The sequence below is a fragment of the Flavobacterium rhamnosiphilum genome, assembly GCF_004349195.1.
GTDB lineage: Bacteria > Bacteroidota > Bacteroidia > Flavobacteriales > Flavobacteriaceae > Flavobacterium > Flavobacterium rhamnosiphilum.
In genome coordinates, this window is record NZ_SMLG01000013.1 from 59,668 (window position 1) to 79,424 (window position 19,757).

Annotated in this window: 17 protein-coding genes; 2 read left to right on the top strand and 15 right to left on the bottom strand. The window is 34.3% G+C overall.

The genetic code is table 11. From position 1 onward, the window contains the following. Positions 1 to 252 precede the first annotated feature (252 nt). The gene (locus E0I26_RS14610) at positions 253 to 1,596 is read left to right on the top strand and encodes a S41 family peptidase (RefSeq protein WP_131917181.1); all 1,344 of its coding nucleotides are present in this window, start codon (positions 253 to 255) and stop codon (positions 1,594 to 1,596) included. Between the two features lie 524 nt (positions 1,597 to 2,120). Here the strand turns inward: E0I26_RS14610 and E0I26_RS14615 are convergent. The 14 genes from E0I26_RS14615 to E0I26_RS14680 all read right to left on the bottom strand — a co-directional run bounded on the left by E0I26_RS14615 (position 2,121) and on the right by E0I26_RS14680 (position 16,831). Continuing rightward, positions 2,121 to 3,815 carry a bifunctional metallophosphatase/5'-nucleotidase gene (locus E0I26_RS14615; RefSeq protein ID WP_131917182.1) on the bottom strand — a complete coding sequence of 565 codons (1,695 nt, stop codon included), beginning with the start codon at positions 3,813 to 3,815 and terminating at the stop codon, positions 2,121 to 2,123. 85 nt (positions 3,816 to 3,900) lie between these two features. After that, positions 3,901 to 4,326 (bottom strand): DsrE family protein, encoded by a 426-nt coding sequence (locus tag E0I26_RS14620; RefSeq protein WP_131917183.1) that lies wholly within the window; start codon positions 4,324 to 4,326, stop codon positions 3,901 to 3,903. Further along, positions 4,323 to 5,414 (bottom strand): c-type cytochrome, encoded by a 1,092-nt coding sequence (locus E0I26_RS14625; protein ID WP_131917184.1) that lies wholly within the window; start codon positions 5,412 to 5,414, stop codon positions 4,323 to 4,325. The genes E0I26_RS14620 and E0I26_RS14625 overlap by 4 nt, the downstream gene beginning before the upstream one ends. Positions 5,415 to 5,420: 6 nt before the next feature. Next, on the bottom strand, positions 5,421 to 5,918 hold the full coding sequence (locus tag E0I26_RS14630; RefSeq protein WP_131917185.1) for a DUF6691 family protein: 498 nt from the start codon (positions 5,916 to 5,918) through the stop codon (positions 5,421 to 5,423). An 11-nt stretch (positions 5,919 to 5,929) separates the two neighbouring features. After that, positions 5,930 to 6,493, bottom strand: coding sequence for a YeeE/YedE family protein (locus E0I26_RS14635; protein ID WP_131917214.1), 564 nt, complete (start codon positions 6,491 to 6,493; stop codon positions 5,930 to 5,932). Positions 6,494 to 6,595: 102 nt separating this feature from the next. Next, on the bottom strand, positions 6,596 to 7,165 hold the full coding sequence (locus E0I26_RS14640; protein WP_131917186.1) for a TlpA family protein disulfide reductase: 570 nt from the start codon (positions 7,163 to 7,165) through the stop codon (positions 6,596 to 6,598). 58 nt (positions 7,166 to 7,223) lie between these two features. Further along, entirely contained in the window at positions 7,224 to 8,423 is a 1,200-nt protein-coding gene (locus E0I26_RS14645; protein WP_235831782.1) for an MFS transporter, read from the bottom strand. A 117-nt stretch (positions 8,424 to 8,540) separates the two neighbouring features. Next, a complete protein-coding gene (locus tag E0I26_RS14650) occupies positions 8,541 to 8,846 on the bottom strand; it encodes a DUF202 domain-containing protein (protein ID WP_131917188.1) in 306 nt (101 codons plus the stop codon). A 241-nt stretch (positions 8,847 to 9,087) separates the two neighbouring features. Beyond that, a complete protein-coding gene (locus tag E0I26_RS14655; protein ID WP_131917215.1) occupies positions 9,088 to 9,885 on the bottom strand; it encodes a sulfite exporter TauE/SafE family protein in 798 nt (265 codons plus the stop codon). A 304-nt stretch (positions 9,886 to 10,189) separates the two neighbouring features. Further along, positions 10,190 to 11,044, bottom strand: coding sequence for an EamA family transporter (locus tag E0I26_RS14660; RefSeq protein ID WP_131917189.1), 855 nt, complete (start codon positions 11,042 to 11,044; stop codon positions 10,190 to 10,192). 295 nt (positions 11,045 to 11,339) lie between these two features. Further along, positions 11,340 to 13,268 (bottom strand): glucosamine-6-phosphate deaminase, encoded by a 1,929-nt coding sequence (gene nagB, locus E0I26_RS14665; protein WP_131917190.1) that lies wholly within the window; start codon positions 13,266 to 13,268, stop codon positions 11,340 to 11,342. Between the two features lie 41 nt (positions 13,269 to 13,309). Continuing rightward, complete coding sequence (locus E0I26_RS14670) at positions 13,310 to 14,695, bottom strand: sugar MFS transporter (protein ID WP_235831783.1); 1,386 nt, start codon at positions 14,693 to 14,695, stop codon at positions 13,310 to 13,312. Positions 14,696 to 14,852: 157 nt separating this feature from the next. Beyond that, positions 14,853 to 15,728, bottom strand: a complete 876-nt coding sequence (locus E0I26_RS14675) for a sugar phosphate nucleotidyltransferase (RefSeq protein ID WP_131917191.1) — start codon at positions 15,726 to 15,728, stop codon at positions 14,853 to 14,855. A 2-nt stretch (positions 15,729 to 15,730) separates the two neighbouring features. Beyond that, a complete protein-coding gene (locus E0I26_RS14680; RefSeq protein ID WP_131917192.1) occupies positions 15,731 to 16,831 on the bottom strand; it encodes a mevalonate kinase family protein in 1,101 nt (366 codons plus the stop codon). Positions 16,832 to 17,142: 311 nt separating this feature from the next. Here E0I26_RS14680 and E0I26_RS14685 point away from each other — a divergent pair, with 311 nt between their 5' ends. After that, positions 17,143 to 18,183: a substrate-binding domain-containing protein gene (locus E0I26_RS14685; RefSeq protein ID WP_131917193.1), complete on the top strand. Its 1,041-nt coding sequence runs from the start codon at positions 17,143 to 17,145 to the stop codon at positions 18,181 to 18,183. 7 nt (positions 18,184 to 18,190) lie between these two features. On the opposite strand, the gene E0I26_RS14690 is transcribed toward E0I26_RS14685, so the two are convergent. Beyond that, entirely contained in the window at positions 18,191 to 18,841 is a 651-nt protein-coding gene (locus E0I26_RS14690) for a sugar-binding protein (RefSeq protein WP_235831784.1), read from the bottom strand. Between the last annotated feature and the right edge of the window lie 916 nt (positions 18,842 to 19,757).

Consider the following 19,757-nt stretch of genomic DNA (forward strand, 5'->3'; position numbering starts at 1 on the left):
AGTATTAAGGTCATAAATTCGAGAGAATCGTATTCCTGTTTTTTGTTGTTTCTGATTTAGGTATAAATTTATGAAATGTAAACTTAAGCTGGTTATAAAAGTTTTGAGAATTGGTTTAATAGAATATTGGTCTTGTATTTCGAAGTTTAATGATAACTAAAAAATAAATGGTAATTTAGTCCCAAACCTCGTATAGCATCGAGACATTAGCATTAGTAACCAGAGGTATTCCTTGTAGATAAAAAGAATTCTATGAAAAACAACAACCGTTTAACAGTATTAATTATGCTAACAGGTTTCTTTATATCCTGTCAGGCACAAAAAAATATAAAACACGCAGGCACAGAACAAAATCCTGAGCAAAAATTGAACTCAAAAGAAATCAAACTGCTTGTCGATAGCCTGAGTAATGCTTTGAACAGGTTGTATATTTATCCTGACAAAGCGATTCTAATGTCAAAGAGCATAAAACAGAAATTAAAGAACGGTGATTATAACAAAATAGGTTCGCGACAGGAAGTTGGTTTTCAATTGCATAATGATCTTCAGCAAACTCACAGAGACGGGCATCTTGGACTCAGATACAATCCGCAACTGGTGGCCTACCTTAGTAAACCGATGTCAGATGATGAAAAACAGCAGCAACGTCAACAGGATTTAAACGCAGCACGTGAAAGTAATTTTGCCTTTAAAAAAACAGAGCTATTGTTTGGCAACATAGGTTACATTAGATGGGATGAATTCGTGGGGTGTGTAGAAGAGGCTCAGCCCACTTTAAATGCCGCATTTCAATTCGTGAGCAACTGCAGAGCATTGATTATTGATATGCGTTATAACGGAGGGGGATCACCGGAAATGGTACTTAGAACCCAAAATTATTTTTTCAATCAAAAAACACATATGAATGATATTATTAACCGTTCAAACGATACACTCGAGAGATATACTGATCCTGCAAAAACGGATTTCAAGTTAAACATGCCAGTTTATATTTTAACCAGCCGACTCACTTTTTCAGGAGCTGAAGATTTTACTTATGGTTTGAAACATGCCAAACGTGCTACCATTGTAGGCGAAACTACGGGAGGAGGAGCGCATCCAACCGGTTCTTATGATGTGGGTCAGGGTTTTGTAGCAAATATTCCTATTGCCCGTGCTCCTGTTGAAGCAGATTGGGAGGGAATAGGTGTGCTGCCCGATGTTATAATACCTTCAGAACAGGCTTTAACAAAAGCAAGGATTTTGATCTCCACAGAACTTTTATCGAAAGCAAAAGACGAAAGAGAAAAAAATATGTTTCAATGGAATTTGAACAATATAAGATCTGAAACGACAAAAATGCCAGATCCTGTAGTTTTAAATTCCTATACAGGTGTGTATGAAGGTGGCTTGGATTTTCATATAAAAGACAATCAATTATTCTGCAAAAACGCCGAAAGAGGAAATGTGTTATTTGAACTTAGATACATTGATAGCAATTTATTTGTGCTCGATGAAAATGTTCAGGTGCAGTTTGAAAAAGGCATTACAGGGACTTATACCCATTTGAAAATGCTGTGGAAAAACGGAGCTGTTACAGAAAAGCTCAAGATGTAAACAGATTAGTTATTGCATACTGCTGAAAAGGACTATGCGCCATTTGTTGCTTTTTTCAATTCCAGAACTTCTTTATCTTAAAAATATTACGTAATTTTAGAGTACTCAAAATAGGAAGCCAAAAGTCAACAGGAACAATTCATCATTATTGTCTTTAAAACTCAAAAACTATCAAAAAGAAAATCAAAATAGCAAGGGAAAATATTCACGAAAGACTGCATCGGGAGCCTTTAATCACACATCCTAGATTGAAGTTTATTCCTAATATTGTGCTCAACCTGATTAGCTGTATCATCACACTTGCTGTGGTAGGAACGTTGTTGTATTTACTGCTGAATTATTTGATAATGAAGTTTTATCATTTGGATTAGTAAAAAGGCATGAAAAACAGTAATCTTCGGATATTTAAACTAGTAATACATTTAGAAAATGAAGTTTTAAAAGATTTCTTAAAGGTTTAAAAGTCAAAAAGTCGAATGCTTTACACATTCGACTTTTTGACTTTTAAGTTTACGATTAAAAAACTATCTGAAAGTATAATCAACACCGGTAACTTGAGTTAACAATGTCTCTGGAGCATCCAGAATTATGGCATTTTTTTGTGGTGTCGGCGTAACTGGAGAATTTTGTTTTAAATATTCTTTCATTGCAGTATGCAAGGTTGAAGTTGTGTTTTTGGCATCCAGAACGCCTTTCATTCGGCAAAGCATATCCACAGGATCACCATCGCGCTCACACGCCATGATTGTATATAGTTTTTCAGGATCTATCGGAATATTTTTTACGGTAATACTTTGCACTCTCTTTCCTGTTTCTGCAAAAGCGTTAAAGCGTACTTCCATTCCTTTGAACTTTACCACCCAACCGCCAAAACGTTTTGAAGCATCTTCGGCAAAGACATTATTTAGTTCTTTTTCGAGCCAGTTTTTCAATTGCGCTCCGGTCACTTTTGCAGTTCGTATGGTGCTGTCTACGGGAAGCATATCAAAAATAAATCCGTTTGTGATGGGAATATTTCCGGTTTCATCCGGAGTTGTTTTTGGCGGACAAAAACGGAATCCATTAGAAAGATTAATGTCTATTTCAGGAAATTTCCAGTGTAAAGCATTCAAAATCATCGTGTCAATAGGATTTTCTACCACAAAATAACGGTACAAAGGAATCGTGCTATAGCCAATAACCTGATTGATTTGCTCTTGATAAACAGATTCTTTCTCTTTTAATAATTTTTCGATTCTGGCATCGGGTTTTATTTTTGGAGAATCGACCTCTATTAATTCATACTTATCCTCAATGACTTTTCCGTTCAGGATGGTCAAATCTAATTTTCCAATAAACGAACCAAAAGCTCCCGGTTCCACCACTTTTGAATATTTACAAACAATTGGTTTGCGCACTCTTTCGTGTGTATCACCTCCTAAAATATAGTTTACACCTTCGCATTCCGGTCGGTTTGCCAATGCTATTTGCTGTGATAAACCCAGATGCGCAATTATGATTACATAACTGCATTGTTCTTGATTTCTAAGCACATCCACATAATGCACCAGATTTTCTTCGGGGTTGGTGTAAATAATTCCTTTGCTGTAATTCGGACTTTGTCTTATGGGAACCAAAGGATCTGTGTATCCTAAAAAGCCAATTTTTGCTCCGGCTATATGCCAAATCGTATACGGTTGAAAAATAAGTTCACCTCTTTTTCCATCGCCTAAATCATGGTACATATTGGTACAAATTTTTGGCGCATCAAGAGAACCCAACAACGTTTGCATTTTTCTTTTTCCGTAAATCACTTCCCAATTTCCCGGAAGATATAAATCGTAATTTAGTGCGTTTAAAATGGGAACAAAAGCTTCACCAGTGGTTTCTACGCTTAATTCGCTGCCTTGAAACATATCACCCGTGTCAATGATATAAGTATTTGGATTTTTCTTTTTTAATTGTTTCAGTAGGGTTACCATATATGCATAACCGCCCGTTTTTCTAAAAACAGCTTTGCCATTTTCCCAAAACAACTCATCATGTGGATGAATCTGACAATGCACATCGGTGGTTTGAAGAATAGAAATTGTTTGAGGTTTAGTACCATCGATTGCTGCATCCAAGTTTATTTCTTCCGTCTGATTTGTATTTGCAATAGCGGAAATTGGCGAAATAATCGCAGCACCCAAGCCTATTGTTCCTATAGATTTCAGAAAGTTCCTTCGTTTATTGCTCATAATTATTTGTTTTGTAGATTTTGTTTTAGCAGATTTTGATGAGGTAGGTAGTATAATTCTGCTAAAAAATAATCCATACTAATATTTAAAATCCGCCCTTGATATAACTCCAGCCTTCTTCTTGTTTTTCAACAATTTCAGCAATTCCAACCGGTACATATTCTACTTCCGGAATCAATTGATCTTTGGTTACTTTTTGACTTTTCATAGTATTTTCACACACTAAAAAACGAACTCCTTTGGCCCGAAGCGCTTTTATGGCTTCTATTTGCTTTGATTTTGCTGACATTACAAATGGTAAACCCATGCTGTGAATCACTACTTCGTATTTGGCATTAGGCCAATGAGTGGTTATGTTTTTCAGCTGGTTTGCAAATGTTTTTTGGTGTAAAGTATCAACAGCATTTGTAAACTGAAAAACGATTTTGTGGTTGTTTGATTTTTTTTGCGCCAATGCGCCAATTGAAATCATACTGAATCCAAGAATAAATGCAAGTGTCCCGTTTTTCATAATTGAGTTTTAAGATTGTTTTTTTTGTTTTTCTTTTTTTCGTCTTTTATTGGTTTAAAAGGTCCGAATTTATGTTGGGTTTCCGTAAATGTATCCGAAAAAGGACCAAAAGGATGATCGACCGGTTTTTTAGAAATATTGGGCCAGTCTTGACTTAAATCTTTCGATGGCCTATCAAGGTTTCCCACATAAGCAGCAATGTCCCAAGACTCTTCATCGGATAATTGAGGATTTTCATACGTGGTACCAAACGGCATATTGTATTTTATATACCCTGCAAAACGACTGATTCTAAATAATCCCGCACCACTATTATACGAATTTTTGCCCCAAAGCGGCGGATAAGTATATTCCTTTTTATCTTCTGCCAAGATTCCCTGACCATTCCCTTGATGACAACTCGCACACTTGGTATTATATAATGCTTTTCCCTTTACAGGATTGGCAGCTCTGTCTAAATACTCTAAATCATAGATTCCAGAAGCATTTGCTTCTTTACCTTTAGGGATATTACTGCCAATATATTCGATATAGGCAATCATGGCTTTCATTTCTTTGTCATCTCTTTTTAGCGGTTGGCCATTCAAACTTCTTTCGATGCAATCGTTGACTCTTTTATAAAGGTCTTCCACTAGTCCGCTTCGCGCTCTCATTTTTGGATACATAGAATATACAGAACCATAATTATTTCCCCAAGGTTTTGTACCCGCTTCTAAGTGGCAATTGTTACAATTCATACCATTGCTGATTTGCTTCACACTACCATTTGGACCCAAATATTTAGCAGTATGTGTAATTAAATCTTTGCCATATTCCACTTCTTGTTTTAAAGTTGCATCTGTAATCCGGTTAATGTCTGCTGGTTTCCAGAATTTTGCCATTTCATTTTGCAAAATCACTTTTTTCTCGGCATCGATATAAAGAGAATCGAATTTTATATCACTATTTTGAAACCAAGAAGTAACCGTTGAATTGAAAAACAAAAACAAGAACACTGTTATTACCAAAAAAAGAATAGTCGTAAACAGATAGATTAATCTATTTACAAGCAATTTTAATTGGACTATGTTTTGTTTTTCTGAATTCATACTTTTTTAATGAGGCAGTTTATCTCTAAAATAACCATATACCCAGGTTCCCGCTACAGCAGATAATAAAGTAACAATCATAACGGTAGCGCCAGTTCCAATTTGTGCAAATAATGGGCCTGGACAAGCTCCTGTTATGGCCCAACCCAATCCAAAAATGAGTCCGCCATAAATTTGTCCTTTGTTGAACGTTTTGTCGTGGAATTCAATTTTCTCTCCATAAATGGTTTTAATATTAAATTTTTTTATCAGGAAAACAGATAGCATTCCTACCACAACGGCACTTCCTATAATGCCATACATATGAAAGGACTGAAAACGAAACATTTCCTGAATGCGGTACCAGCTGATTACTTCGGCTTTGATGAAAACAATTCCAAACAATAAACCGATGATTAAGTATTTTAAATTATGATACCACTTGTGTTCTAATTGACTCTCGTTGACACAAATGGTGTCTAAAGAACGAGTTTCGAAATCTGTATTTTGATCTTTATTTTGCATGTTTGATAGTATTAAATAGAAAGTATTAAAGGTAAAATGATATTCGCCATAATCAATCCACCTACGAAGAAGCAACAGGTTGCAATCAGTGAAGGCAATTGTAAATTAGACAAACCGGAAATAGAATGCCCGCTGGTACAACCTCCCGCATAACGAGAACCGAAACCAATAAAAAAACCACCTATGATCATCATGAAAAATCCTTTGAGCGTGATTAAGTTTTCCCATGAGAAGAGTTGTTCGGGTAACATTCCGTTGATATTTGTAACTCCATACGACGCTAATTCTGTTCTTAGAGTATCGTTTATGATAATTGGATTTGGATTTGACAAAAAATTAAAAGCCAAAACGCCACCAAATAAAATACCGAAAACGAAAAACATATTCCAGATTTCTTTTTTCCAATCGTACTTAAAAAAGGTAATATTTGCCGGTAAACACATCGCGCAAGTGTGTCTCAATGAAGCACTGATTCCAAAAGATTTATTTCCAATAATTAATAATGCCGGAACTGTAAGTCCAACTAATGGACCTGCAATATACCAAGGCCAAGGCTGTTTGATGAATTCTAAAATTTCCATATTTGTTGATTTAGTGCTGCAAAGATTATATTTAAAAAGCAGTGGCTGTGTTACTTTTGTCACACAACAAAAAAAATTAAAAAAATCACATTGATTTTATTTTCTAATGTAATGATCTAACTTCTCTCGGAACGAATCACTATTCCAATTTGCAGTTCCAATTTTGGCTACAATCACATTTCCTTGCTTGTCAATAAGATACGTAGCTGGAATTGTAGACGACTCCATTTCTAAAGGAGGATTTGTAACCGATTGATAGATAGGAAGTGTTAAATTTTCTTTTACTAAAAACGCATTTGCTCTTTCAAAAGAATCCGTTGTCACAAATAAAAACACAATTTTATCCTGATAGTCAGCATATAATTTTTGCATGCTTGGCATTTCGGCAATACAGGGCGGACACCATGTGGCCCAGAAATTAATGAATATTATTTTTCCTTTGTATTGTTCCAATGTCACACTTTTACCGTTAGCATCGACTAATTGCCATTGGTACGTGGAAATCATTTTTTGATCTGTTACAGCAATTGTTTTTGGCGAAAAAGCAATTAAGCGGTTTACTTGTATTTTTACAAAAGTGCCCAAAGGACTAAACAGAAGCAGTGCTATAAATAGGATAAAAGCAATATTTTGAATAGTAGCTTTTTTTGGTGTTTTCCAGTTCATTTTTTATTTTTTTGAATCATTACTTTCTGAAAGATATGATTTTTAGGGATTTGTTGTTTTATAAATTGTCTTTTGGCATACGAACTTTGATTATTACTGATGATGCGATTGTTATGATACCTATCAATATAATAGCATAATTTACCCCGAATAAATCAGCGGTTATTCCTGAAATAATTGCGCCTATCGCATACCCTAAATCCCTCCAAAGTCTGAATGTACCAATACTTTCGGCTCTTTGAGTTGGGTTTGTGGCTTGTGCGATGGCGGATAAAAAAGTAGGATAGACCAAGGCCGTTCCAAATCCCAGTAACGCGGAAATAGTTGCTAATTGATACATTTCGGTACTAAAAGGAATAAAAAGAATCGCAATTCCCTGTAGCAACATTCCCCAAAACAGCATCTTTTTTTTCGAATATATATCCGACATTTTTCCGGTTATCAATTGTCCAAAACCCCAAACGGCAGGATAAATGGCAGTTATGACCCCAATATTCTGAGAATCATAATTCAAAGAAAGCAACACAATAGGCAAAAGTCCCCAAATCATACCATCATTCAAGTTATTGACTAATCCTGCTTGGGTCACAGCACTTAACGTTTTGTTCTTGAAAGTGGTTTCCAGAAAAATATTATCTAATTTTTCAGTTTTATTGGTGGTATTTTCTTGGTGCACAAATACGCGGGTATCTTTCACAAAAAGCAAAGTCAACAAAAAACCAATTATCGAAATTCCGATTCCCAAGTAAAAAGGGTAGGGTGTAACGCCATATTCTTGTGCGATATAGCCTGAAAGGAAAGCGACTAATCCAACGGCAAAATAACCGGCAAATTCGTTGAGTCCCATCGCCAGTCCGCGATCTTTTTCTCCAACCAAATCAATTTTCATCACCACCGTACTACTCCAAGTTAATCCTTGACTAATTCCCAACAGAATATTGGCAAAAATCACCCAATTCCATGATTCAGCATATATCAAAATAAAAGGAATAGGTATTGCCAGAATCCATCCAAATAAAAGCAAATTTTTTCTCCCGAAACGATTCGCAAGCTTACCCGTAAAATAATTAGTAATGGCTTTAGTGATTCCAAAGGCAGTTATAAATGAAAGAATAGCTGTTTTTGAAGCAATACCAAATTCAATTTCGGCAAATTTTGGAATAATCGTTCTTTCCATTCCTATCATCCCGCCAACAAAGGCATTTACGATTACTAAAATGGTAAATTGTTTCCAATTTTCCTTTAGTCCAAGTTTCATAGTATTCATATTCAATTGTTGAATGGTTTATTTTTAATCCAAAAAAGAACTACTATTTTTTAATTTATTCTTGATGTAAAAATAGGTGGTAAGATATTAAAAAGTTTTGCACTGGAATCACTCATAGTATTCTAATTGGTAATCACCAATGTGCTTTTTGTTTTCGGAAATGGATTTTTTATGCTTGAAATAGTTTAGAGTTCCAAGTAACAGTATCACGAATGAAATGACAAACAGCGCTATTTCAATCAGGAAGCTATTTTCAACTTTTAATAAATTTCGCAAACTCAATCCTGCTATTAAAAAGTACATTGCCGTTCGCAAAAAGGCAAGAAAAGTAGATTGATTCGCGAGCACTGTTCGTTGTAACGCCAATCGCTCTCTTAAAATTAAGTCTTTGTTTATTGCTTTTTTATCTTTCATAACGGCTCATTATTTTAATGGCTGCTTCACCATTTGAAATGATAGAGTACCTTGTTGTGCTAAAAATCCTGTGTATATTTGTTCTGTTTTCATAATGAAATTAATTTTAATATTTTTATTATAGTCCAAAATTAGTATTCGATAATCATATTATCAGTAACTAATATCACACAGCAGAAAAAAGTCATTTTGTTTTTAAATGTTTAATATTGAATCAGTTATTTTTTTTTGAAATAATATTTTATTTTAGAAAAAGCTCTTTGGCTATAATATAGATTCCCATTACTAAAACAAACCAACCAAATGCAGGTTTCAGTTTATCTCCATTAATTTTTTTTGATAAGGCTGTGCCAATGAAAATTCCAACAATTGCAAATGCTGAAATGGTAAGTAAAAATTGCCAATTAATTCCGTTTTCGCCTCCTTCTCCAAAGAAACCAATCAGAGATTTTGCAGCAATAATTACTAATGAAGTTCCAACGGCCTCTTTCATTGGTAATTTACTCAAAATAACCAAAGCAGGAATAATTAAGAAACCGCCACCAGCTCCCACTAATCCTGTGATTACGCCAACAATTGCCCCTTCGATAAGTATCAGCGGGTAATTGAATTTTTGTTCTTCGGACTTTTCGTCTATAATTTTTTTGTCTTTTTTAATCATGCTATGCGAAGCGGCAATCATAATTACGGCAAAAAGGAGCATCATCAACAGGTTTTTTGTAACTATAAATTCTCCTATGGAAAATACTTCTTTTGGTATCGCTGGAACAATTAAAGCTCTTGTTGTAAAAACAGCAATGATTGACGGAATACCAAAAACAATAGCTGTTTTAATATTAACTAACCCTTTTTTGAAATAGCCAACAGTACCTACAGCACTTGTAAGTCCTACAATAAATAAGGAGTAAGCGGTAGCTAAAATGGGTTCGATAGCAAATAAATAGACTAAAACAGGTACGGTAAGAATACTGCCACCACCACCAATTAGTCCTAATGCAACGCCAATGAGTATTGATGTAAAATAACCGATATATTCCATAAATTGTAAAATTGTATACTGCAAATATTGTCCGTTAAAATTTTGCGTTCTGTAACATTTATCACATAGGGAGCTTTTTTTTTCAAAAAAGGAACGTATTAAGGATGTGAATAAACCAAAAACGCCTGTAAACTTATGCTTACAGACATTTTTTTGATTTCAATTAAAAATAAATTGGTGAAGTATACTGGAGTGTAATGGTTGTGAAATTTTACAAAAGGAACAGCTACTGTTTGTAATTAGATTAAGGGAATCTTCATAAGTATTTAATGAATACGTAATCGAAATGATTAATATAAAATCATTAAGAGTTCATCTTTTTGGATGTAATTGTGGATCCGGCAGAAGCTATTACCACAAAAATTACCGCTAAAATTTCATTAAAAGTAAGGTATTCTTGTAAAAACAGAAAAGCACAAATTGATGCAGCAGCAGGTTCTAAACTCATTAAAATACTGAATGTACGTGCAGGAAGTTGTCCTAGGGCTTTCATCTCTAAGGTAAAAGGAATCGCACTGGATAATAGAGCAAGAGCAATACCTAAGCCTAAAAGTTGAGGAGTAAGGTTGCTTAATCCATTTCCTAAAATTCCAAAAGGGACTATTAGTATAGAAGCAAAGAGCATTCCTATGGTAACTGCATCACCACCTTTCATTATTTTTGAAATTTTCCCTCCTAATACTATGTAAGCTGCCCATAGAGCACCGGCTAATAGAGCAAAAAGTACCCCCAGAAGGTCTATTCCGTTATTTGACCATGGAGCAATCAAAACAATTCCAGCCGCCGCAAGAAGTACCCAGAAAAAATCAATCCTGCGTTTTGAACCCAAAACAGCTACTAATAATGGGCCTATGAATTCCAGCGTGACAGCAAGTCCAATGGGGATTCTCTCTATTGAAAGATAAAAAATCAAATTCATTGCTCCCAATGACAAACCGTAGGGAATTACCAATCGCCATTGGTTAGCGGTAATCTTTTTTAGGTTTGGCCTGTAAACGGCCAATAATATCAATGCTGAAATGCCAATTCTTAGGGAAGCGGTTCCAGCAGCGCCAATAGCAGGAAAAAGACCTTTCGCGATAGCCGCGCCAGATTGCACGCTTATTATTGCTAAAAGTACGGCGGGTAGGGGAGGAATGTTGATCTGTTTAAGTTTCATATGAAGATTCGGATATAGGCGGGTAAAACTACAAAATTTATAATTTAAAAAGATACTGTATGCTTTAATCTATCAATTGTAATTGCGCTAATTAGTGACATTCGTGGCAAAAAATAGAGGGTTGTTTTTTCATGCCTTTGCCTTGCTAATGTGGTAATAAGATGTCGATAATCATGGGATAATTATTATAAATTAATTATGATATTCGGATTAAACATAAAAAAAAATCCATTTTACTAATTGTAAAATGGATTTCCATAATCTTGGAGAGGAAGGGACTACAGTCGGACGGCTACTAATAGTGCCATCTAACAAAAGCCTCCATTGCGGCATAGCTTGATAATCCCAACTGATTATACAATACGGCCGTTTCTCTATTCCTATCTTCCGCTCTCTGCCAAAATTCTCTGGCATCAGATCCTTGGAATACTACACCGTCTTTTTGAGATTGGTGTTTGAAAATTCCATGTCTTTTAGCCAATACTTGATCCGGGCTCATGGGTACAGCCATTTCCACTTCATCAATACCCCATTCCTGCCAAGCACCTCTGTACAACCAAACCCAACATTCTTTCATGAAATCTTGTGGTTTCAATCGTTTCACCGCTTCAAAAATGGCATCCAAACATACTTTGTGCGTTCCGTGTGGATCTGCTAAATCGCCTGCAGCATATATTTGATGAGGTTTTACTTTCGCAATAAGATCCATGGTCAACTGAATGTCTTCTTCACCCAAAGGTTTTTTCTCGATAGCTCCAGTTTCATAGAAAGGAAGTTCCATAAAATGAATTTGCTCATCTGGCAATCCCACGAAATGACTTGTAGCACGAGCTTCTCCTTTTCTAATCAATCCTTTCGTATATCTAACTTCAGGAATATCAATTTCACTTGCTTTTTTATTCTGAAGAAATGCAATCGATTTTGCATAAATATGCTCCGCTTCCGCACTTTTTATTCCAAATTTCTCGTTATAATCAATTACAAATCGTGCAAATCGTTGTGCTTCATCATCAGCAACCGCAATATTTCCCGAGGTTTGGTAGGCAACATGTACTTCATGCCCTTGTTGTTGCAATCGCATAAAAGTACCTCCCATACTGATGATATCGTCATCCGGATGCGGACTAAAAATCAACACTCTTTTTCTTGCGGGTTCCGCTCTTTCGGGTCTGTTTGCATCATCAGCATTCGGTTTTCCTCCTGGCCATCCGGTAATTGTATGCTGCAGTTTGTTAAATATCTTGATATTAATGTCGTATGCCGGTCCAGAATCAGCCAACAAATCGCTCATTCCATTCTCAATATAATCAGCATCAGTAAGCATCAAAATAGGTTTTTTCAAATCAAGTGCTAATCCTAGTACTGCTTTTCTGGTCAATCGATCTGTCCAAACAATTTTCTCAACCAACCAAGGTCTGTTGATTCTTGTCAGTTTCGAAGAAGCTTCTTTATCTAAAACAAAAACAGCATTATTGTGCTCTTGCAAAAATGAAGCAGGAATCTGATTGGTTACTTCGCCTTCAACAGACTTTTTAATAATATCTGATTTTCCTTCTCCCCAAGCCATTAAAATAACTTGTTTGGCTTCCATTATTTTTTTAATTCCCAGCGTAATTGCTGTTCTGGGAGTATTCCCTAATCCAGAAAAATCTTTGCTTGCCGCTACTCTTGTGATATGATCTAATGCTACCAATCGTGTTTTGGAATTCTGTAAAGATCCTGATTCATTGAATCCAATATGGCCGTTTCCTCCAATTCCTAATATCTGTAAATCAATGCCTCCCAAAGCTTCTATCTTAGCTTCGTAATTAGCACAATAATCAGCAATTTCTTCTTTGGATAAAGTCCCATCCGGAATATGATAATTTTCTGGTAGGATATCCACTTGATCCAACAATAGTTCTTTCATAAATCGCACGTAGCTATTTATAGAATCCGGTTCCATTGGATAATATTCATCTAAATTAAATGTGATTACATTTTTAAAACTCAGTCCTTCTTCTTTGTGCATGCGCACTAACTCGGCATACAATCCTTTGGGCGAAGACCCCGTTGCTAATCCTAATATACAGGATTCTTGATTCTCTTGTTTTAATCTGATAAGGGTTGCTATTTGTTGTGCAACGGCTTTAGATGCCGCAGTCGAATTTTCAAAAACTACTGTTCCAATATTCTCGAATCTTTTTTCGAAACCTGTCGCCTTATCTATGTTACTTTTTAACATTATCAGTTTTTTTTAAAATTTATTTTCTAACTTAATTGGTATTATTTTCTGGACCAGCTTCTGTATTTATGTCCTTTAAACGCATAAAACAGGATCATAAAGTACGTAGGTAATAATATCAAATAGGCAATTTGATTACCACTTTTAGCAGTCTCAGTAATACCTTCAGCTTCGTTGGCTATATTAATTGTATCTGCCCATGAGCCGTACATTAATGGAAAAATAGCACCACCTACAATTCCCATTATTAATATGGCACCCGCTATTTTTGTATAGCCTCCAAGGTCTTGAAGTGCCATTGGCCATATTGCCGGCCAGCAAAGTGCATTGGCAAGTCCTATAAGAGCCACCAAAATAATTACTACTGGTAAATTAGGAATTCCTCCAGGTAATTGAATCATCATGGCTGGAGAAATTGTAACAATTAACAGCACTAAAATAATTCCTAAAAAGCCTGAAGCTTTTAAAGCAGCAACTTGTGAAATATACTTAGGGATTAAGGTAATTCCTAAAATGTAACCAATTACCATAGCGGTCATTGTAAACGAAGTAAGTTTTAAATAAAAATCTCCGTTATCGCCATAAACGCCTAGTTTTTTTCCTAAACCACCTATGGAGTCACCTGCAATTACTTCACCTGCTACATATAACATTAGCGTAATGAAACCAAAAACCAATTGCGGATATTGGAACGCATTTTTAATTTGTTGAAAAATACTTAAATGTCCCACTTGTCCATCTTCGTCTAAATCGATTTCCGGCAGCGGAGAGTATTTTATCAATACTGCCAATATCAAGATAACAATTCCAATATAGATGTAAGGAGTTTGCAATTGTAAAGCAAGTGCATCAAGTGCTTTTGCTTTTGCATCAGCATCAAGAAGTGCAATTTTTTCAGCAGTATAATCTTTCATATTAGAAAGTACCAAAGCGGTTAAGGCAATAGGGGCAATAAATCCTGCAAATTTATTTGCTAAACCCAATACACTAATTCTTGCTGCCGCACTTTCTCGAGGGCCAATTACAACCACATAAGGATTCGCCGCGGTTTGTAAAATTGCTAATCCCGTACCCATGACAAATAATGCGATTAAAAATAGAATAAATGTACGTGCTTCGGCAGCTGGATAAAACGTAAAGGCTCCAATTGCGATTACCACTAATCCTAGTGATAAACCATTCTTGTAACCCACCTTTTCTATCAACCAAGAAGAGGGTATTGCCATCACAAAATAGGCAATGTAAAATGCAAAAGCCACAAAATAAGATTGAGACTCCGTTAATTCGCAGGCAGTTTTAAAAAATGGAATTAACGGCCCATTCAACCAAGTTACGAACCCGAAAATAAAAAATAAAGCGGTTAAAATAACCATTGGAATTAATGCACTTCCTTGATTCCGGTTTATTGTGCTTTCGATTTTTGACATGTTGTTTGTTTTTTAGTAATAGTTAAATTTAGCGGGTAACTTTATTAGTATGAGTACTTCTACAATCTAGCCTGGTTTAATTACTAGAAAAAAATGGAGAAGTACTTTTACTGATTTTTCACACCTTATTTTTTTAAGATGGATCTATTTTTGGTTATTATACATTCCAATCCAATTGTGGATAATGTTTTTTTAAATATGCTTTTACTTCGGCTATGTCTTCCTTTGCCGTTAAATCAGGAACATGCTCCGAAAAAGGAATTCCTAATGCGGTATTAGGGTGTTCTTTTATTGCATTTAAAAGTACGGTTGGTAATTCTTTTTCATCTCTTTCCGGATTAACGGGGCAATTTTTTAGATACGGATATAAAATAGCTCCGTTAAATTTAAAAGCATTCATGCTTACTCTTAATATTCCTTCGGCATCTTTATAGCTGTCTAAAACAGCAGCGGTTGGCTTTTCAAGAATGTCCAAAAGACAGTTGTTTTCATTTAGTTTCGCAATGGCAAAACGAGAAATTCGCTCCGATGGAAACTCCAATGCATCACGGTTATAACTTATAAAAGCATTTGGGCTTTTGGTTTCCCTGAGTGCGTATAACGCCTCTGCCGAATACAAATTATCACTATTGCAAACCGAATAATCTTGAGAATTCAATTCTGGATACTGTTCTACCGCTTGGAATAATGCATCCGCAGTACCAAATGGCTTCACTCTTCCTTCAGGAATGTATTGAGTGGCAAAAGAAATGGTTAAACCATGAAAATCATTATTTTTATTTTCACTGCCATAAAATTCTTTAAATAAATCTCCCTGCTCACCAATAATAATATAGATATTTTTATAACCTGCTTTTTTAGCATTTAATAAAAGATAATCTAATAATGGTCTTCCGTTTGGGCCAACACCAATTAATCCTTTACTTCTTTCATTAGCTTGCGCAATTTCTTCTTCACTCAAATTATCTAATGTAACTTGTTTTTTCATTCTGGAGGAAGCGCCACCGGCTAAAATAATTAAATTGTCATGCATACTTAATTCTTTAAAATTATACTATTTTCTAATATTCTCACTCCAGGATCAACATCCACTGTATACGCTTCTATTGCACCTGCTGCCAGTATCGCTTCCACTACCGGTGCTTCTTTTCCCGGTTCGGCCAGTACTACAATACTGCCTCCGCCACCTGAACCAACTATTTTGGCACCATACGCACCAGCTTTTAATGCGGCATTAATCATCGCATCAATTTTTGGCACCGTAATTTTCAATAAATCTCTCAACACAACATGATGCGCATTCATTAATTCTCCAATCTTTTTTAAATCAAGCGTTGGTTTTTCAAATTCTTTTAAAGCAAGTTTGGTATAATGATGATTTTTAATTGCCGCTTCGAAATAAGGAATCAATCGGTCTGGCAAATAATTACAATATTTCTTTAAATCTTGGATTTCGGCTTTGTTTAAATCAAAATCTTTAAAATTTTGTTTTACAATATCTATCGCCAATAATGCATTCCCTTTCAATTCGCCAATTAAGCCAATCGTTTCTTTAGGTACACCCGAAACACCCGTGATAAGACCTTTCAATTCAGTACCTATAATAGTGCAAGAAAATGGATCTTTGGTATTGATGTGCACAATATTACCCACGCCTATGCTGTAATGATCCATCATTCCGCCTGGTTCTCCATGTTCTAATACCTCGGAAGCATATCCCATTTTTGCAATAAATTCAGGTGTAACCTCGGCATCGACTCCGTAAGCGGTAATCAAAAAGTTAATCCAAGCCAATAATAAGGCCGATGAACTTGAGGTTCCTGAATTGATGGGAATATCTCCTTTTATGGTAATATCATATCCTACATTTGGGATGCAACCATGTCTTCTCAAAACTCTTAAGGAAGACGCAAAATAATCACGTGGCGCTAATTCTGAAAAAGTAGCGTGGATATCAATGACCCTAACTTCATTAATATCACCCATATTTAATTTAAAAACGCCAGTGTCATTTTGCACTACAGTTAATTTTATGTTTCTATTAATTGCACATGCAATTACCGGTAATCCTAAATAATCTTGATGATCTCCAAAGAGACACGTCCGTCCCGGTGCTAATGATATAATTTCTTTCACTTTTTATAGGTGTTAAAGTATTGTAATACTGGTGATTATGATATTTTTTGTTTGTACTTCTAACGGTTTTATTAGTTTTGATTTTACGAAACTATAGATTAAATTCTAATAAACCAAGTAAAAAACAAAAAATGTGCTCGAACACACCTTAAAAATGTTATCGAGCACATTTTTAAATTAAATATTAAAGGCATTATCAAAAATAGAGTAGTGGTTCAAAATAAAAGGATGGCATTCATTAATTAAATTCTTATTTGTTAATTAAGTCTTACAAAATAAAATAAACCAAAGTTTTTATATATTTGCCCATTATGGATAAAAAATATACAATAAAAGATATTGCTAAATTAGCTGGTGTTTCAAAAGGTACTGTTGACAGAGTCTTGCATAAAAGAGGAAAAGTGTCACCATTAGCTCTGGAAAAAGTAAACGAGGTTTTAAAAGTAATAGACTACGAACCAAATCTTATTGCCAGAAATTTAAAAAATAATAAAATTTATCGTATTTGTATTGTACTTCCTGATCCTAAAATTGATCCCTATTGGCTTCCTTGTCTAAATGGTATTGATGATGCTGCGAAAGAATTCAATGCCTATAATTTAGTTATTGAAACTTTTTATTTTAATCCGGAAAAAAAGAAATCTTTTTTAAAAACGAATGAAACGGTTTTAGGATTATCTCCCGATGCGGTTTTGTTAGCGCCTTTATTCCATAAAGAGACCGTTGATGTTATTGAAGAATACCATTCATTAAACATCATTGTAAACACTTTTAACAACCAAGTCGAATCCAGTTTTGTAAAAAGTTTTGTAGGTCAGGATTTGTTTAGAAGTGGGCGAGTGGCTGCAAAATTATTAGATTCAATTACTGATAAAGGTCAAATTGCTATTGTTCATATTGATGAAACCTACAAAAATGCAATTCACATGCAGGAAAAGGAAAGAGGTTTTAGAAATTATTTTGAGGAGATAGAAAATTCAGACTATACCATCACAACCCTAAAATTGAAAAATCCAAATGTTGAAATTAGTTTCAATAATTTTCTGAATGAAAACCCTGATGTATCAGGAATCTTTATTACCACTTCTAAAGCGTATCAAATAGCTAAAATTCTTAGTGCGTTCAAACTTAAAAAAATTGGAGTTGTCGCATATGATTTGATTAATGAAAATGTTACTTATTTGAATCAAGGCGTAATTGATTTTATGATCCATCAAAATCAGAAAAGGCAAGCGTATCTGGGAATAACCTCTTTAGTGGAATATTTTCTTTTTCAGAAAGAAATTCCGGAAATGATTCTTTTACCCATTGATATTGTAAATGCTGAAAATGCGGAGTATTATATTGAATAGCACCATTCTATTCTTTTAAAACAAAAACCCCGAACGAAGAAGCGATATGAAAATTAGGTGTTTCGGTATTTGGGTTTACCCAAGTGATCCAGTTAGGTTCGAAACATCCATTTTGTCTCTTTGTATATTTTGCTCTAAAAACACCGGTTTCTATTCTATTGTTTTGAATTAAATTAAAACTTTTTAAAGATTCGATACTAATTGATCCTTCAACAGTAAAAGAATTAGCATTTACAGTTGATTTAACTACTAAATCATCCTTGGGCCAATTCCAATTAAAATTAAAGTCCTTATTGGGGTAAGCGATAAAATCCATTACTCGACCAGAAGTATCGATCTCTAAACAATAATACGGATTCAGAGAATTATCAGGTCTAAAAAAGAGTTCGACTCTATCGGAGTTTCCAATACTTTCAATACTGTCATCCTGTTTTTCTATGTGGATTTCGGTGTCCAAAACAGTAAAATTAAAATATAATTTTTCTCGATCCCAAAGTGCTCTAAATGTAATCTCTGTTCCTTTTTCAGTACTCCAAGGGGAACAAAAATCAGTCAAAATCATAGCATTATCCCATAATGTATCATCCCCATTTCCAGAGATATTCAATTGTTTTTTCTCGATTAAATTCACTTCGTATTCTTTTATTTCTGGAGTCATTTTATGTTGTATTTAATAGTTGTATAAAATTGTATTTGAGTAAATTTTCCGAAATATAGTTAAAAGAAATTTCAATGAAAAATTCTGCTCTTTTTTTAGCTTAATTGGAGCTCTTAAAAATATCTATTTAGCGTTAAATTCTAGCCTGAATCGATAAAGATAATAGGCTTTAATGTGTTTCGAATAATACATAGTACTGTTGAATTTGTAAAAAATAGATTTAAAAATTCCGAATTTCATATTTTTTAAGCGATAAGCTCCCTTTTAGTTAAAATAAAGAGAGCAAGATTGAGGTAGCTTTTATTATTAAAAAGCTAAAAATTTATTATTAAAAAAACGTTTTATACAATATTTATGTGCTCGAGAACACAAATACAGTGTGTTCGAGCACATTTTTCATGTTTTTCCTTGTTTAATAAAAATATAATCTATAATTTCGTCATAAGTTAAGTAATGAATCCCTGTTTATCAAATTAAAAAGTGGCATTTTTAACAGTGTTTATACGGATGGAAAACGTTTTAAATAGTTGCTATTTTTCTAAAGAAAGACAACAATGAAAAATTACAGCAAAAAAATATATTGAATATTCTTACAGATTAAAGGGGTTGGATTTATTAAAAAATTCAAATAAAAAAAACACAAATAGATATAAGGACTAAGACGCAAAATTCATAATTAAAAAACACAATTTATTATAAGTCAAAATGTTATAAAAAAAATTACTTAAATTTATTAAAAAAAATAATTACAGTAACCCGTTGGGTGTAATTATTCAAAACGTCAGTTCGAGTGTTTTTTGTGGAGTAAAACGGAACAAAAAATGTATCGAGAACCGTTTTTAATTCAAAATTTTCTTGTTCTCGATACAATTTTCTAACGAAAATCACTCGAACTGACGAAAATTATAATTAAAAA

Excerpts from the sequence above, each read along its gene's own strand:
- E0I26_RS14610 (WP_131917181.1), top strand. The coding sequence starts at position 253 with ATGAAAAACAACAACCGTTTAACAGTATTAATTATGCTAACAGGTTTC.
- E0I26_RS14615 (WP_131917182.1), bottom strand. The coding sequence starts at position 3,815 with ATGAGCAATAAACGAAGGAACTTTCTGAAATCTATAGGAACAATAGGC.
- E0I26_RS14620 (WP_131917183.1), bottom strand. The coding sequence starts at position 4,326 with ATGAAAAACGGGACACTTGCATTTATTCTTGGATTCAGTATGATTTCA.
- E0I26_RS14625 (WP_131917184.1), bottom strand. The coding sequence starts at position 5,414 with ATGAATTCAGAAAAACAAAACATAGTCCAATTAAAATTGCTTGTAAAT.
- E0I26_RS14630 (WP_131917185.1), bottom strand. The coding sequence starts at position 5,918 with ATGCAAAATAAAGATCAAAATACAGATTTCGAAACTCGTTCTTTAGAC.
- E0I26_RS14640 (WP_131917186.1), bottom strand. The coding sequence starts at position 7,165 with ATGAACTGGAAAACACCAAAAAAAGCTACTATTCAAAATATTGCTTTT.
- E0I26_RS14645 (WP_235831782.1), bottom strand. The coding sequence starts at position 8,423 with ATGAAACTTGGACTAAAGGAAAATTGGAAACAATTTACCATTTTAGTA.
- E0I26_RS14650 (WP_131917188.1), bottom strand. The coding sequence starts at position 8,846 with ATGAAAGATAAAAAAGCAATAAACAAAGACTTAATTTTAAGAGAGCGA.
- E0I26_RS14655 (WP_131917215.1), bottom strand. The coding sequence starts at position 9,885 with ATGGAATATATCGGTTATTTTACATCAATACTCATTGGCGTTGCATTA.
- E0I26_RS14660 (WP_131917189.1), bottom strand. The coding sequence starts at position 11,044 with ATGAAACTTAAACAGATCAACATTCCTCCCCTACCCGCCGTACTTTTA.
- nagB (WP_131917190.1), bottom strand. The coding sequence starts at position 13,268 with ATGTTAAAAAGTAACATAGATAAGGCGACAGGTTTCGAAAAAAGATTC.
- E0I26_RS14670 (WP_235831783.1), bottom strand. The coding sequence starts at position 14,695 with ATGTCAAAAATCGAAAGCACAATAAACCGGAATCAAGGAAGTGCATTA.
- E0I26_RS14675 (WP_131917191.1), bottom strand. The coding sequence starts at position 15,728 with ATGCATGACAATTTAATTATTTTAGCCGGTGGCGCTTCCTCCAGAATG.
- E0I26_RS14685 (WP_131917193.1), top strand. The coding sequence starts at position 17,143 with ATGGATAAAAAATATACAATAAAAGATATTGCTAAATTAGCTGGTGTT.
- E0I26_RS14690 (WP_235831784.1), bottom strand. The coding sequence starts at position 18,841 with ATGACTCCAGAAATAAAAGAATACGAAGTGAATTTAATCGAGAAAAAA.